Consider the following 14,125-nt stretch of genomic DNA (forward strand, 5'->3'; position numbering starts at 1 on the left):
GGCCCGATGTGATTCGATCCGACGCCAAAAGGCCTCCGGACTTAATTCGTCGGCACCGCGGTCTCATCGGCGGCACCGAGGCACTTGCGCTGCGCTGGAATCTTCGCCGCGGCGCTGGAGAGCTGGGCTAAGACCGTGCTGGACGGGATCTTGTCCGGATCCAGGACCACCTCGGTGGCGGGCGTGCGTCCGTACGTGGTCAGCGTCCATGCCGACGCATCCTGCTTAATGATCCAGTCCACGCCATTGACGCCCACGCAACGGTCCGTCGTCGGCCCCGGGACAGCAACGCCGCAGCGCAGGACCACCAGTGACGGGTCTCCCCAGGCCGCGGTGGCCTGCGTCGTCGTCGGGCGAAGGGCGGCGTCGCCCAACACATCCGGCAGCGCAACCATCATCGGTGCGCAGGCCGGGTTCGCCGAGTCTTGTGCCGCCGACACTTCCACTGCCGGAGTACAGCTGGAGAGGGCGACGACGGCGCCCGCGGCCATCGCCGTCAGCGTCAGCAGCCGGGGGAGCCGGAAGGACGGAAAGTAGGCGTGCCGGTGACCGGTGCGGACGAGCTGGAGCATTCTTCAAGGCTACCGCCCGCCGGACGGGTCAAAATGCGGTCGGGGCTAGAGGGCCGGCACCAGCTACTGCTACCGGCCGTACGTCTCGGCGGAGCTGGGCTGGCTGGGTGTTCGCCGCTTCGTCCGCCTCACCAGCCAGGCGATGACTGCCCCGATCGCTGCCCCCAAGGTATTAACGGCGACGTCCGCCACGCTGGCGGTGCGGCCGCTGAGGAAAAGCAACTGGGCCAGTTCAATGCAACATGACGCGGCACATCCGATGATGACGGCGGCCCACCAACGGCGCGGCGGGAGCATGGATGCGATGAGGAAGCCAAACGGAATGAACAGTACGACGTTGGACGCCGATTCCACGAAGACGTAGTCGACCCAGCCGGGGATGCCGTGCTCATGCAGGAACTGCAGCGTGTCGTCGAGCCAGCCGTCGAGGGGTTTGTCCACGTGGCTGGGCCAAAAGACAATCAGAGCCAGGACGAGGAGATACACCCCGAGGACTAGGTGGGGGGTCCGGGTGCGCGCGGGAAGGGTTGATTTGGCCACAGGATTAAATGTAGTGCTCAGGAGGAAAGTCAGTGGGCCGTTATACGGTTGCCTCATGACGTTACGAGTAGGGGAGCTCTCCGAATCCGGGCTGTTGGCGCGCATTTTTCCGCTGCTGGAGGGCAGCGCGTCGGTGCTGTTGGGGCCCGGCGATGATGCGGCGGTGGTGGCGGCCCCGGATGGCCGAGTGGTGGTCTCCATCGACACGCAAGTCCAGGACCGGGATTTCCGGCTGCAGTGGCCTAACGGTTACGCCTCCACCGGGTACGACGTGGGCTGGAAGGCCGCGGCACAGAACCTCAGCGACATCAACGCGATGGGCGCCGTTCCCAGTTCACTGGTGGTCAGCCTGACGCTGCCGGAGACCACGCCGGTGTCCTGGGCGGAAGGGCTCGCGGAGGGGCTGAGTGCGGCCATCCGGGACCTGGGGGCCGCCGATTGTTCGGTGGCCGGCGGGGACCTTTCCGGGGGCAGCGAAATTGTGGTGACGGTGGCGGTGCTGGGCTCGCTGCAGGGCAGGAAGCCGGTGCTGCGCTCCGGGGCGCAGCCCGGCGATACGGTGGCGCTGGCCGGGACCGTGGGGCATGCGGCGGCGGGTTGGGCCGTGCTGGAAAGCGAGGCCGACGGCGGCAACCCTCCCGGGGCGCTCGCCGAACAGTTCGGCGGCCGGCAGTTCGACGCGGACGGCGGCCGGTTCGACGCCCCCAGGTTCGACGGCCCCAAGTTCGACGGCCCCAAGTTCGACGACGACGGCGCCCATCCCGATGTCGTCGCCCTCTTTTGCCGTCCCCGGCCGCCACTGGCTGCCGGCCCGGCAGCGGCCCTCGCCGGAGCTACCGCCATGCTGGACATTTCCGACGGGCTGATCCGCGACGCCGGGCGGCTGGCCGGAGCGAGCGGCGTGTCGCTGGACCTGGACCGGACCGCCCTGGCCGAGCTGGCGCGCCCGTTGGCCGGGACCGCGGAGTTGCTCGGCGCTGATCCGATGGACTGGGTGCTCGGCGGCGGAGAAGACCATGGACTTTTGGCCACATTTCCGCCCGGCGTAACGCTCCCGGAGGGCTTCACTGCGATAGGCTCGGTAATGCCCGGCGGGCAGACAATCGAGTCCGCACCGTCGGTGACAATCGCAGGGATAGCTGCGGATACCGTGGGATGGGATCATTTTGCAGTCTAAAATTGCCGCCAACGCAGCTGCCGTCCGGCGCTGGCTGGCCAAGGCCGAAGAGACGCTGGGCAACCACAGCGACCGGCTGAACGCAATTAACATTTTCCCGGTGGCGGACGGGGACACCGGGACCAACCTCTACCTGACCGTGCGCGCTGCGTCGGCCGCCATCCATGACTTGGAGCTGGCAGATGTGGGCGCGGTGCTTGCCGTGGCCGGGCGTGCAGCAATGGAGAGCGCCCGCGGCAATTCCGGGACGTTGTTCTCGGTGTTTCTCGCAGCCCTGGCGGAGCCGCTGATCGGGTCTACCCGGCTCAGCGCGCCGCTGCTGGCGGCCGGTCTGCAGCGTGCGCAGATCCGGGCGTGGTCCGCCCTCAGCGAGCCATTGCCGGGCACCATGCTCTCGGTGCTGGAGGCCAGCGCCGATGCGGCATCAGCGGCGGAAGCGGCGCAGCACGGCGATGACAGCAACCATGCCCTGGCCTTGGCCCTTGATGCTGCGGTGCAGGCCGCGTTGAATGCGGTGGTGCAGACGGAGAGCCAGCTGGTTCCACTGCGGGAAGCAAAAGTGGTCGACGCCGGCGGAGTAGGCCTGCTACTGGTGTTGGATTGCCTGCGCTCGGCGGTGCTGGGGCAGGAACTGGACGCCGAGCTGGTGGACGGGCTGTCCGGTTATGACGTGCAGGATCCGCACATCCACGCGAACATGCCCGAAATCCGGGGCGTTGAGATTATGTGCACCATTAGTCTTTCGCCGTTAGCGGCCGCCGGGTTGCGGATGCAGCTCGACGAGCTGGGGGATTCGGTGATCATGAGCGCACTGTCTGCGGTGGGCGAGCTCGACGGCGGTTACCGCTGGCGGCTGCACGTGCACGTACCCGAATCCGGTCCCGCGCTGGAGCTGATCCACGCGGCCGGGGATCCGATCAACGTCTCCGTGATACAGCTGAGCGCCATCGACCGGGACGCCGAGGAGGCAGCCCGGAGTGCCACGGAAGGTACGGAATTTCCGGCAAGGCCTGCCAGCTCTGTCCTGTTGCCCGAATCCGTTTTAAGTCCCGATACCCATGAGCTCGGCTGACCCGCTGCCGCCGTCGTCGTCCCCGACCGGAGCGCAGCCGACCGGTCCGGCAGAGTTTGCCCTGCCGCTGGACCGGCTGATCGGCAAGGCCTCCGCCACCAGCCTGGAGAAGCACCTGGGGCTGACCACCGTAGGTGAGCTGTTGAACTACTTCCCACGGCGCTACCTCAACCGTGGCGAGCTGACGCCGATTGACAAGATTCCGGTCAATGAGGACGTCACCATCATGGCCCGGGTGCTCTCCGTGACCAAGCGCAGAATGCGCGAGCGCAAGGGCTTCATTACTGACGTGGTGGTGACCGACGACACGGGCGCGCTGGCCGGCCTGAAAATCAGCTTCTTTAATGGATTCAAGGCCGAAAAGGAGCTGCGGCCCCGTGCGCTGGCGCTGTTTTCCGGCAAGGTCACCGTTTACAACCACGCGCGCACTCTGACCAACCCGCTCTTCGAGCTGCTCCCCGATGATGAGCTGGCCGGGCACGAGGCGGAATTCCATGCCCAGCGGCCCCTGCCGGTCTATTCCGCCACGGCAAAGCTGCCGAGCTGGAAAATTCAGCGTGTGGTGGAGACGGTGCTGGCCACGGTGGACTTCAGCCGGCTGCGCGACCCGTTGCCGCTGGAGATTGTGCGCCGGGAGAAGTTCATGGATCTGGAGGATGCGTTCCGCCAGATCCATTCGCCGTCCGAGCCCGGGGACTGGCAGCGGGCCCGGGACAGGTTCCGCTACCAGGAGGCCCTGGTGCTGCAGACCGCCCTGGTGCGGCGTAGGGCGCAGACGGCCGCGGAGGAGGCCACCGCGAGGCGGGGAGCGGCGGACGGGCTGCTCGCGGCCTTTGATGCCGCACTGCCCTTCACCCTGACCCCGGGGCAGCAGTCCGTGGGCGATGTGCTGGCTGCGGAACTGTCGGTGGACCATCCGATGAACCGGCTGCTGCAGGGCGAGGTGGGTTCCGGCAAGACGGTGGTGGCCCTGCGTGCCATGCTTCAGGTCATCGATTCCGGCGGCCAAGCTGCCCTGCTGGCTCCCACCGAGGTCCTTGCCGCGCAGCATTACCAATCGATCCGGGCCATTTTAGGTCCACTGGCCGCCGACGGCATCCTCGGCGGCCTGCTGGGCGGGGCTACCGGCGATGCCATTGGGGATGCGAACGGTGATGTGCCAGCCGGAACGCAGGTCACGTTACTGACCGGCTCAATGCCGGCCGCAGCACGCAAACGGGCCCTGCTGCATGCCGCGTCCGGCACCGCGGGAATCATCATCGGCACCCACGCACTGCTGTCGGATAACGTGCGGTTCTTTGACCTTGGCCTGATCGTGGTGGACGAGCAACACCGCTTCGGTGTGGAGCAGCGCGACGTCCTGCGCAACAAGGCACACAAGCCCCCACACCTTTTGGTTATGACCGCCACACCGATTCCGCGGACCGTTGCGATGACGGTCTTCGGCGATCTGGAAATGTCCGTGCTGCGCGAACTCCCGGCCGGCCGCGCACCAATTTCCACCCATCAGGTGGGGCTGGTGGAAAATCCCGGCTGGGTGCGCCGGATCTGGAGCCGCGCGCGGGAGGAGATCGACGCCGGCCACCAGGTGTACGTGGTCTGTCCCAAAATCGGTGACGACAGCGACGGCGGTGACGACGGCGGCGGCGATGCCGACTACGAGCGCGGTGACGACGCCGGCTACAAGGGCGGCTATGACCGCGACGGCGATGCGGAACCGCTGTTGTCCGGGGTCCCGACCGGGCGGCAGGCGGCCTCCATCGACGGACGAAATTCAGCGGGACGCCCGGTTAACGCGTCGCGACCGGACCTCGCCGAGGTGACCGCCGTCGTCGAACAACTCCGCACCGAGGCCGCCCTGGCTGGCACCCGGATCGAAGCCCTGCACGGCCGGCTGGACACCGAGGAAAAGGCCGACACCATGGCCGCGTTCGTCGCCGGCGACGTCGATGTCCTGGTCTCGACCACCGTGATCGAGGTGGGCGTGGACGTGCACAACGCGACGATGATGGTCATCCTGGACGCAGACCGGTTCGGCATTTCCCAACTGCATCAGCTCCGGGGCCGCGTAGGCCGCGGGGGACTGCCGGGAACCTGCCTGCTGGTGACCGCGCTGGAACCGCCGCACCCCAGCCGCCGCCGACTGGACGCCGTCGCCGCCACCACCGATGGCTTCGTTCTCTCGCAGGAAGACCTCAAGCTCCGCCGCGAAGGAGACATCCTGGGCGCCTCGCAGTCAGGCGGCCGCTCCACCCTGCGGCTGCTGCGCGTGCTGGCGCACGAGGACATCATCGCCCAGGCCCGCGAGGACGCGGCGGAGATTGTGCGCAAGGACCCGCAGCTGCGTGAGTATTCGGCATTGGAAGCTGCCATTGAGGCCTATCTAAACCCCGAGAAAGAGGCCTTCCTTGAACGCGGTTAAGCCAGCCGTCCGGGTCGGACCGGTGACCATGGCGAGCCGCGGTATCGAGCACGCTCCTGTAACAAGGAAAACCGGCGGCCCCCTGATGACCAGCGCGAAAGGAAACCTGCAGTGACGCGGATAATTGCCGGCGTGGCCGGGGGCACGCCGCTCGCCTCCGTGCCTGGCACGCTGACCCGTCCCACCACGGACCGGGTCAAGGAGGCGATGTTCTCCCGGCTGGAATCCATGGACGCCCTGGCCGGGGCGCACGTGCTGGATCTGTTCGCCGGATCCGGTTCCTTGGGCGTGGAAAGCGCCAGCCGCGGAGCCGCCAGCGTGGAACTCGTCGAGTACGACGGCGGTGCTGCGGCCATCTGCCAGCGCAACGCCGCCACCATCAACGACGTTCTGGGACGCAAGGTGGTATCCGTGCAGCGGTCCAAAGTCGAGTCGTTTCTGGGGCGCATAAGGGACGCCGGCGTGGACCAGTGGGACCTGGTCTTCATGGACCCGCCCTACCCCCTTGGCGAAGTTGAGCTCACCACCGCTCTGGCCGCGCTGGCACCCAACCTCTCGCCCGCCGCCGTCGTGGTGCTGGAACGCTCCACCCGGTCGCCGGAACCAACCTGGCCCGCCGCCGTCGAACGTTTCGCAGAGAAGAAGTACGGCGAAACCCGGCTCTGGTTCGCCGAGCCAGCCGACTAAATCGACGCTGCAGAAGGCTTCCTCCGCAAAGGACTGACCTGAGGTGGGTGTTACCCGCCCGGCCGACGGTCCAAAACCACCCGGAGCTTCGCCGCCGCTGCTTCGTGAACCTCCCGCTCGGCTCAGAATTTGCACGCCTCGGAGGGACTGCGGGTCTGGTTAGGGACGTCTGCCAGGTCATTGAGAGAACTTGCCTGCAGTGCATGCATTGATTGCACTGCCGGCACTGCAGGCAACATTTCGAACGAGGCAACGTGCCGGTCGGTCGCAGGGACTAAAATCCTTCGCGCAGTTGACGCTGGGTGAGTCACCACTCGCCTGCTGGCGCGAAACTTGCCGCGCGCACGTCGTCGTTCAGTTGTCGTTGAAGTCCGGGAGTCGGCTGCCTACGTTGAGGAGTTGGGCTATGGCGGCGAGGCAACGGGCAGCGGCGTGTCCGTCCCCGTAGGGGTTCACGGCGTTGGCCATCGCCGAATAGGCTGCCGCGTCATCGAGCAGCGTCGCGACCTCTGTGACGATGACGGATTCGTCCGTGCCGATCAGCTTTACGGTGCCGGCGGAGACAGCTTCGGGGCGTTCTGTGTTGTTCCGCATTACCAGCACGGGCTTGCCAAGGCTAGGGGCTTGTTCCTGGACACCGCGGGAATCGGTGAGGACGATGTGGGCCAGCGACAGCAGCCGGGTGAACGCACCGTAGCCAAGGGGTTCGGTGATGATCACGTTTGGTTTGCCGGTGATGGCCGGGAGGACGGCTTCGCGGACGGCTGGGTTTTTATGCACCGGCAGGACGATGGTTAGGTCCGGGTAGGCGTCGGCGATGCGGGCCAGGGCGCGTCCGATGCCGTCCATGGTGTTGCCCTGGTTTTCCCTCCGATGCGTGGTCACCAACAGGATTTCCTTTCCGGTCTCGGCTAGATCCTGCAGGGCCCGATCCTGGAAGGGGACGTTCTTGTCGACTGTTTCCAGAAGCGCGTCGATGACGGTGTTGCCCGTAAGGACGATGTCCTCGGGGTTGATGTTTTCCCGGAGCAGGTTGGCTTTGCTGACCGAGGTCGAGGCCAGATGGAGGCTGGAAATGTGGCTGGAGATTTTCCGGTTGCCCTCTTCGGGGAACGGGGAGAAAAGGTCCCCGCTGCGCAGTCCTGCTTCCACGTGGACGACTGGGATACCCCGGTAGAATGCGGCGATGGCTGCCGCCGTCGATGTGGTGGTGTCACCTTGGACAATGACGGCGTCGGGTGCACCGGCTTCAAACAGGGCGTCCAGTCCGGTGACGGTTTTAGCCATGATCGAGTTCAGTGTCTGCCGGGGCGCGATGATGTTCAAGTCGTGGTCCGGGGCGATGCCGAAGAGTTCGTTGACCTGGTCCAGCATTTCCCGGTGCTGACCGGTTACCGTGACCACGCAGTCGAAATCCGGTGACGCCTGAATGGCTTTGATGATCGGAGCCATTTTGATCGCTTCCGGACGCGTGCCATAGATCGGCATCAGCTTAAGCATGTAGTTCCCCCGGAAGTTGGTGTCGATAAAGCCTTCAGGAGTCTACCTATCTTTTCGCGTCCTCCATTGGCGGGTGGGATCTTCGACCCTCTGTTCCTGCACAGGCTCCATCCGGCGTTCACGCATTCACATTCGCCCGGTGAGCGCTGATAGTAGCCATGCATTTGCCTAGTGTTGTTGTTATGGGAACAGAAGGAGAAATGGCGGCCCGTGCCGGTGTCGCCGGTGTGGTGGGTATCGCGGACGCACAGGTCGCTCTGACCGTGCTCGCGGCATTTACCACCTCCTTCGCAGCAGCCGCACCACTGATGAACAAAGCGCCCTTGCTGGCCGCGGCAGAACTAATCGAGCAATTCTCTCGCCTGGTCGAGCTCAATCAGGTCACGGCGGCACACGCCATTGATACGCAAAATCTGGCCGCGACAGGCGGTATCGACACAAAATTCGTCTGGGATGCCCCGGTGGGACGGAAATCGCCGTATCGGAGGGTCCAGGACCTGCTGATCGACCGGTTGCGGATTTCCCGGGCAGCCGCAAATCGACGAGTTCTTCTGGGCCGGGATCTCCTGCCGGGCTGGTCACCTGACGGTATAACGGAAGCTCCGGTATACCGTGCTCTTGCCGATGCTGCGGCTGACGGTGCAGTATCCCAAGAGACAATGAATATGGCTGTGCGGGCGCTCAACACCGTTCGGGTCAAGGCAACCCCGGAGCAGATGGCCGGGATGGAGACGGCTCTGGCTGCTCGGGCCCGGATCACCGACCCGGACACCTTGGCTCGGGACGCCAGAGAACGGGAACTGCAGATTGACCAGCAGGCCGGCGAACCAACCGCCGAAGAAATAGCAATCAGGCAAGGCGTCCACGACCACGGAATGTACCGGGGCCTGCACCACCTGGAGATCTTCGCGACCCAGCCACAGTATGAGGTCTTGCTGACAACAATGAACACCGGTACGAACCCACGCACGCAGTCCCTTGAACAAAGGGCCATGGACCAACGGACCCGTCCGCAAAAACTCCTTGATGCGCTGACCGGCGCGTGCGGGATCGCGCTGCGGGGCGGGGAACTGCCGGAGACGGGTGGTAACCGGCCCCAGGTCCTGGTCACAGTCGATTACCAGGAGCTCTTCGACAAACTGGTCTTTGGACGACGTGCCGGACAGTTCATGTTCTCCGGTGCAGTGTCGGCCGAAAATGTGCGGGAGCTGGCCTGCAACGCGGATCTGATCCCAGTCGTTCTCGGCGGGGCAGGGGAAGTCCTCGAGCAGGGACGGGCACGACGGCTTCATACCAGAGCGCAGCGGCTGGCTTTGATTGCGCGGGACAAAGGGTGCAGTAGACCGGGCTGTACGATGCCGGCGGCCTGGTGCGAATGTCATCATGTGAAATTCTGGGAAAACAATGGCGTCACCAATGTCCGGAATGGAGCGTTGGTGTGTACTTACGATCACCACCTCCTTCACGAAGATTTTTGGAAAATCCTAATGAAACAAGGCATCCCGTATTGGCTCGCGCCGCCGGAAATAGATCCTTCCCGAACGCCCCGGCGCAACACCTACTTCAACCCGCCCGGGCCTGGAGCGCCGGAGACCCTGCCGCCCATCGCAGCCGGTCCGGGCTCCGAAGCCAGCGCCAATGCCGGAGCCGATATCCGGACAGGTTCCGCTGCCAGCTCCCAGGCGCAGCCGGACAGCAGCACCGAAGCAGCCGAGGTGCTGTGCAAGGCGCAGCGGGCGGCCGCAATCTAGTCGTGATCTAGCCGTTGATCTAGCCGTTGAGTGGAGCTCCACCTGCGATGGGGTCGAGCTCGACTCCGGTGAGAACAGTTGCGGGGTGAGGCCCTCGAGCTGTTAGTTCAGCAGTCCAGGTGGAAGGCCATCGGCCGGTAGTTCCGATGAGAATGATGTTTCCGGGGTAGCGCCCGGCAAACATTCCCGTCTCGGCAAAGGCCGCTACATTGCCAACGGGGGAGTCCTGCGGGCTCATCCGTGTGTCCGCCAATGCGCGGCGCAAGGCACTGACCTGACTGCGCACCAAGGTCAGCGCAGGTTCGTCACCGACGTTGACAACCAGCACCCCACTGGGCCTGAGTCGGGCGATCGCTTCCTGATAGAACTCGGTGCAGGCGATGTGCTCCGGGGCTTCCGGGCCGGAAAAAATATCCAGGATGATGACGTCGAAGGAAAGGTCCGGTGCCAGCTGTTTCATTACTTCCCGCGCGTCGCCGATGTGCGTGGTCAGTGTGCTGCCAGCGGGGAGCGGGAGCTGCTGCAGAACGTAGTCAAGGAGCTCGCGCTCCAGTTCGACGGCGTGCTGCACTGACCCGGGCCTGGTGGCCTGGATGTAGCGGGCCAGCGTGAGGGCGCCGGCGCCCAGATGCAAAGCAGCGATGGGCTGGCCTGTTGGGGCAACCAAGTCGACCAAGTGCCCGATCCGGCGCAGGTACTCGTAAAAGATTTCTTCCGGCCTGGCCAGGTCAACGTGCGACTGCTCCGCCCCTCCGATGCTCAAAATAAACGCTCCCTGAGTCCATCCGTCGGGTGTGATCGTGGCGTGCTGTCCCGAAGTGCGCAGATACCGTGAATTGCCCGCCACGCCTTAGAGCCGCTCCTGCAACGTGGACAGCCTGGCCGCCGCTTCTTCCAGCACCGGAAGTCTCTTGCAGTAGGCAAAACGGAGGAGCGACTTGGTGCGTTCTGCGCCCTCGGCATGGCAGAAAACCGGAACCGGGATGGCCGCGACGCCGACCAACGATGGAAGCCGCCTCGCCAGGGCAATGGCATCGGTGATGCCAAGGGCAGCGGTATCCGCGACGACGAAGTAGGTGCCCTGCGACGGCAGGACTTTGAGCCCTGCCGTCTGCAGACCGTTGCTAAGGACGTCGCGTTTATGGGCCAAATCGGTAGCAATACCCCGGTAGAAATCGTCCCCGAGGCCCAATCCGCCGGCTATCGCGTTTTGGAAGGGTGTTCCGGAGCTGTAGCTGAGGAACTGTTTGACGGTGCGTACCGCGGAGACCAGCTGGGCCGGTCCGCTGAGCCAGCCGACTTTCCAGCCGGTAAAGGAAAAGGTTTTGCCGGCGGACGAGATAGTCAGCGTGCGTTCCGCTGCTCCGGGCAGTGTGGCGACGGGGATGTGCCTGGCGCCGAAGGTGAGGTGCTCGTAGACCTCATCGGTGACGATGACGGCGTCGAACTTCGCCGCCAGCGCCACGATCTTGCTCAGCACCTCACGCGGGAAGACGGCTCCTGTGGGGTTGTGCGGGTTGTTGACCAGAACTACTCTGGTCCGCTCGGAGAAGGCCGCTTCCAAGGTGGCAAGATCCGGCTGAAAATCCGGCGCCAGCAGGGGAACCGTGGTGTGTACTGCGCCGGAAAGTCCGATGACCGCACCGTACGAGTCGTAGAAGGGCTCGAACGTCAGCACCTCATCTCCCGGTCCTGTCAGCGCCAGCAAGGTGGCCGCGATGGCTTCCGTAGCCCCGGTGGTGACAATAATATCCGTCTCCGGATCCGGCAGGAGGCCATAAAAGCGCTCCTGATGAGCGGCTATTGCGGTCCGCAGCTCTAACGTTCCTTTGCCCGGGGCGTACTGATTTTCTCCGGCAGCGATGGCAGCACGGGCGGCCTCTTTAATGGATGCCGGGCCGTCTTCGTCCGGAAAGCCCTGACCGAGGTTAATGGCGCCGGTTTGTTGTGCCAGAGCCGTGATTTCCTCGAAGATGGTCACGCCCAGGGACCCGTCGGCTCCCAGCAGGTTGGCGCCCTGTGCCGTCCGTTGCCACGGTGCGTTCATGCTTGGTCCTCGAATTCATTGTGCCGGGCTTACGTTGTGGGCCGTAACGTACGGTCCCTGCCGTGTCATTCAATCGTATCGCTGCGCGCTAGCATGTTCCCGAAGCGGTGATGGGCTAGATTCGAGGGTATGCGACGCGCAGTATGTCCAGGTTCCTTTGACCCCATCCATAACGGTCATCTTGAGGTTATTGCCCGTGCCTCGGGTCTTTTTGACGAGATTATTGTCGCGGTTTCCACCAACTACGCCAAGAAATATCTCTTTACGCTGGACGAGCGGCTGAAGATGGCCAGCGAGACGTTCGCCGCGATTCGCGGCATCATTATCGAACCGATGGGTGAGGGGCTGCTGGCGCAATACTGCCGCGATCGCGGAGCCTCTGCCATCGTCAAGGGTCTGCGCTCGTCGTCAGACTTCGACTATGAACTGCCGATGGCGACCATGAACCGGCAGCTCAACGGCGTGGAAACGGTGTTCCTGCCGGGAGACAGCCGATACCTGCATTTGTCTTCCACTCTGATCAAGGAAGTGGCAAAGCTCGGTGGAGACGTCTCCGACTATGTGCCCAAGTCCGTATATCGGCGGCTGCTCACGGGCGCGCCTGACAACGGTACGGCCCCCGGGCAGTAAGCTGGTGAGGGCCGCTTGGCCGGATTCCTACGTTTCCTGGACCATCTTTTGGGTCCGGCGCCGGTTTCAGGCTAAGATGATACGTCGGTCATATGTTCTACAGGAGTTCTCATTAGCGCAACCAAGTTGGGCAATCGCCTGGACCCGGGCTCGTCTTTAGTCGTTATGGTTAAGGACATCGGGCGTGCAGGCAGCATGCGGACCCTGCAGGAAAGCGTGGCCACACCGAAGGATTTCGGGGTGCCGATCATTGGCGTTCAGGAAGGGTCCTCAATGGATCTGGATCTGAGGCTGGAGGGCGTACACGAAGGAATTCTGGTATCCGGTACCGCATCCGTCGAAGTGACGGGTGAATGTGCCCGCTGCCTGGATCCCCTTGCGTATGGCCTTGAGGTCAATGTGCAGGAACTTTTCTCCTATGGGGAGCCGTCCAACAACGGTGCCCCCGCAGGGGAGGACGAAGAAGAGCAACGTTGGATCGAGCACGATGCGATCGATCTCGAACCGGTGTTGCGGGACGCAGTGGTAACAGCGCTGCCGTTCCAGCCGGTGTGCCGGGAAGACTGCCAGGGATTGTGTTCCGAATGCGGAATCCATCTGGTGGATGAGCCGGGGCACCACCACGAGGTCCTGGACCCTCGCTGGGCCGCCCTACAAGGCTTAACCGGCAAAGACAGTTAGATCACGAACTGAATTAGAACCTGGGGAAAACCCCGGTTCGTCGAGAGAGAAAAGAGTTAGCCGTGGCTGTTCCCAAGCGGAAAATGTCCCGCTCGAATACACATGCCCGCCGGTCTCAGTGGAAAGCCACTGCTCCCGCCCTGGTCAAGACCGTTGAAAACGGTCGCGTGACCTACAGCATGCCGCACCAGGCCAAGGTCGTCACCGACTCAGCCGGAACCGCGCTGTACCTTGAGTACAAGGGTCGCAAGGTCGCTGACGTCTAAGACTCAGGCGATGAAGTATCCTGCCGGTGATGCGGCGGGCAAGCAAATTCAGGCCCTGCCTGAGCTGCAGGCCGCGCACCAACTGCTGCTGAAGCGTCTCGGCGTCGATATCGACGCCGAGACGCTTTGTCTTGCCCTGACGCACCGCTCCTATTCATATGAAAACGGCGGGATTCCCACGAACGAGCGTCTGGAGTTTCTCGGCGATTCCATTCTGGGTTTCTCGGTGACGGACGCTTTGTACAGGGATAATCCGGGTCTGCCCGAGGGGGATTTGGCCAAGCGGCGTTCGGCTGTGGTCAGTACCAGGGCACTGGCTGGGCTGGGCCGTAAACTCGGTATTGGCGAATTCATCTACCTCGGTGCGGGCGAGCGCCTGACCAATGGCAAGGACAAGTCGTCAATTCTGGCGGACACCATGGAAGCCCTGATCGGTGCAACTTACCTGTCCAACGATCTCGAGACCGCTCGGCAGTTGGTGATGAGACTGGTGGGTCCACTCCTGTTGGATGCCGGCGCTCTCGGCGCCGGTACGGATTGGAAGACCAACATCCAGGAGATCGCCGCGAGTAGGCATCTGGGTCCGGTGCAGTACGTGGTCACCGGCTCGGGCCCGGATCATGCGCGGTCTTTTGTCGCCGTCCTCCAGATCGGCGGCCTCGACTACGGCACCGGCACGGGGAATTCGAAGAAGGAAGCGGAGCAGGAAGCCGCGGCCGACGCCTGGAAAGTCCTTGCAGCGCGCTTCCCCACCAGCCACCCTGCGGGCTCCGTCTAGGC

The 14,125-nt window shown here is 64.0% G+C and carries 14 protein-coding genes; 9 read left to right on the forward strand and 5 right to left on the reverse strand.

Annotation, left to right across the window (positions count from 1 at the left end; genetic code table 11):
- Positions 1-41 precede the first annotated feature (41 nt).
- Together OS914_RS11325 and OS914_RS11330 are read right to left on the reverse strand one after the other, a co-directional pair.
- Complete coding sequence (locus OS914_RS11325; RefSeq protein ID WP_420713939.1) at positions 42-572, reverse strand: DUF3515 domain-containing protein; 531 nt, start codon at positions 570-572, stop codon at positions 42-44.
- Between the two features lie 69 nt (positions 573-641).
- On the reverse strand, positions 642-1,112 hold the full coding sequence (locus tag OS914_RS11330; RefSeq protein WP_267546165.1) for a VanZ family protein: 471 nt from the start codon (positions 1,110-1,112) through the stop codon (positions 642-644).
- A 55-nt stretch (positions 1,113-1,167) separates the two neighbouring features.
- On the opposite strand from OS914_RS11330, the gene OS914_RS11335 reads away from it, so the two are divergent.
- The 4 genes from OS914_RS11335 to rsmD all read left to right on the forward strand — a co-directional run bounded on the left by OS914_RS11335 (position 1,168) and on the right by rsmD (position 6,470).
- On the forward strand, positions 1,168-2,289 hold the full coding sequence (locus tag OS914_RS11335; RefSeq protein WP_267546166.1) for a thiamine-phosphate kinase: 1,122 nt from the start codon (positions 1,168-1,170) through the stop codon (positions 2,287-2,289).
- Positions 2,279-3,361, forward strand: coding sequence for a DAK2 domain-containing protein (locus tag OS914_RS11340; protein ID WP_267546167.1), 1,083 nt, complete (start codon positions 2,279-2,281; stop codon positions 3,359-3,361). The genes OS914_RS11335 and OS914_RS11340 overlap by 11 nt, the downstream gene beginning before the upstream one ends.
- The gene (locus OS914_RS11345) at positions 3,348-5,783 is read left to right on the forward strand and encodes an ATP-dependent DNA helicase RecG (RefSeq protein WP_267546168.1); all 2,436 of its coding nucleotides are present in this window, start codon (positions 3,348-3,350) and stop codon (positions 5,781-5,783) included. The genes OS914_RS11340 and OS914_RS11345 overlap by 14 nt, the downstream gene beginning before the upstream one ends.
- A gap of 111 nt (positions 5,784-5,894) precedes the next feature.
- Positions 5,895-6,470, forward strand: coding sequence for a 16S rRNA (guanine(966)-N(2))-methyltransferase RsmD (gene rsmD / locus OS914_RS11350; RefSeq protein WP_267546169.1), 576 nt, complete (start codon positions 5,895-5,897; stop codon positions 6,468-6,470).
- A 354-nt stretch (positions 6,471-6,824) separates the two neighbouring features.
- Here rsmD and wecB read toward each other — a convergent pair whose 3' ends face one another.
- Positions 6,825-7,970 carry a non-hydrolyzing UDP-N-acetylglucosamine 2-epimerase gene (wecB, locus tag OS914_RS11355; RefSeq protein WP_267546170.1) on the reverse strand — a complete coding sequence of 382 codons (1,146 nt, stop codon included), beginning with the start codon at positions 7,968-7,970 and terminating at the stop codon, positions 6,825-6,827.
- A gap of 182 nt (positions 7,971-8,152) precedes the next feature.
- On the opposite strand from wecB, the gene OS914_RS11360 reads away from it, so the two are divergent.
- Entirely contained in the window at positions 8,153-9,721 is a 1,569-nt protein-coding gene (locus tag OS914_RS11360; RefSeq protein ID WP_267546171.1) for an HNH endonuclease signature motif containing protein, read from the forward strand.
- A gap of 19 nt (positions 9,722-9,740) precedes the next feature.
- Here the strand turns inward: OS914_RS11360 and OS914_RS11365 are convergent, their stop codons facing one another.
- Positions 9,741-10,568 carry a spermidine synthase gene (locus OS914_RS11365; RefSeq protein ID WP_267546172.1) on the reverse strand — a complete coding sequence of 276 codons (828 nt, stop codon included), beginning with the start codon at positions 10,566-10,568 and terminating at the stop codon, positions 9,741-9,743.
- A gap of 3 nt (positions 10,569-10,571) precedes the next feature.
- Complete coding sequence (locus tag OS914_RS11370; RefSeq protein ID WP_267546173.1) at positions 10,572-11,768, reverse strand: aminotransferase class I/II-fold pyridoxal phosphate-dependent enzyme; 1,197 nt, start codon at positions 11,766-11,768, stop codon at positions 10,572-10,574.
- 129 nt (positions 11,769-11,897) lie between these two features.
- Here OS914_RS11370 and coaD point away from each other — a divergent pair, with 129 nt between their 5' ends.
- The 4 genes from coaD to rnc all read left to right on the forward strand — a co-directional run bounded on the left by coaD (position 11,898) and on the right by rnc (position 14,123).
- Positions 11,898-12,398 (forward strand): pantetheine-phosphate adenylyltransferase, encoded by a 501-nt coding sequence (gene coaD, locus OS914_RS11375; protein ID WP_267546174.1) that lies wholly within the window; start codon positions 11,898-11,900, stop codon positions 12,396-12,398.
- Positions 12,399-12,563: 165 nt separating this feature from the next.
- Positions 12,564-13,079: a YceD family protein gene (locus OS914_RS11380; protein WP_267546175.1), complete on the forward strand. Its 516-nt coding sequence runs from the start codon at positions 12,564-12,566 to the stop codon at positions 13,077-13,079.
- 62 nt (positions 13,080-13,141) lie between these two features.
- Positions 13,142-13,345: a 50S ribosomal protein L32 gene (gene rpmF, locus OS914_RS11385; protein WP_196396088.1), complete on the forward strand. Its 204-nt coding sequence runs from the start codon at positions 13,142-13,144 to the stop codon at positions 13,343-13,345.
- Positions 13,346-13,355: 10 nt separating this feature from the next.
- On the forward strand, positions 13,356-14,123 hold the full coding sequence (gene rnc / locus OS914_RS11390; protein ID WP_267546176.1) for a ribonuclease III: 768 nt from the start codon (positions 13,356-13,358) through the stop codon (positions 14,121-14,123).
- Positions 14,124-14,125: the final 2 nt, after the last annotated feature.

This window comes from Arthrobacter endolithicus, from assembly GCF_026627425.1.
Taxonomy (GTDB): domain Bacteria; phylum Actinomycetota; class Actinomycetes; order Actinomycetales; family Micrococcaceae; genus Arthrobacter_M.

Coding starts and splice junctions, on each gene's coding strand:
- OS914_RS11325 (WP_420713939.1), bottom strand. CDS start 572: ATGCTCCAGCTCGTCCGCACCGGTCACCGGCACGCCTACTTTCCGTCC.
- OS914_RS11335 (WP_267546166.1), top strand. CDS start 1,168: ATGACGTTACGAGTAGGGGAGCTCTCCGAATCCGGGCTGTTGGCGCGC.
- OS914_RS11345 (WP_267546168.1), top strand. CDS start 3,348: ATGAGCTCGGCTGACCCGCTGCCGCCGTCGTCGTCCCCGACCGGAGCG.
- wecB (WP_267546170.1), bottom strand. CDS start 7,970: ATGCTTAAGCTGATGCCGATCTATGGCACGCGTCCGGAAGCGATCAAA.
- OS914_RS11360 (WP_267546171.1), top strand. CDS start 8,153: ATGGGAACAGAAGGAGAAATGGCGGCCCGTGCCGGTGTCGCCGGTGTG.
- OS914_RS11370 (WP_267546173.1), bottom strand. CDS start 11,768: ATGAACGCACCGTGGCAACGGACGGCACAGGGCGCCAACCTGCTGGGA.
- coaD (WP_267546174.1), top strand. CDS start 11,898: ATGCGACGCGCAGTATGTCCAGGTTCCTTTGACCCCATCCATAACGGT.
- OS914_RS11380 (WP_267546175.1), top strand. CDS start 12,564: ATGGTTAAGGACATCGGGCGTGCAGGCAGCATGCGGACCCTGCAGGAA.
- rnc (WP_267546176.1), top strand. CDS start 13,356: ATGAAGTATCCTGCCGGTGATGCGGCGGGCAAGCAAATTCAGGCCCTG.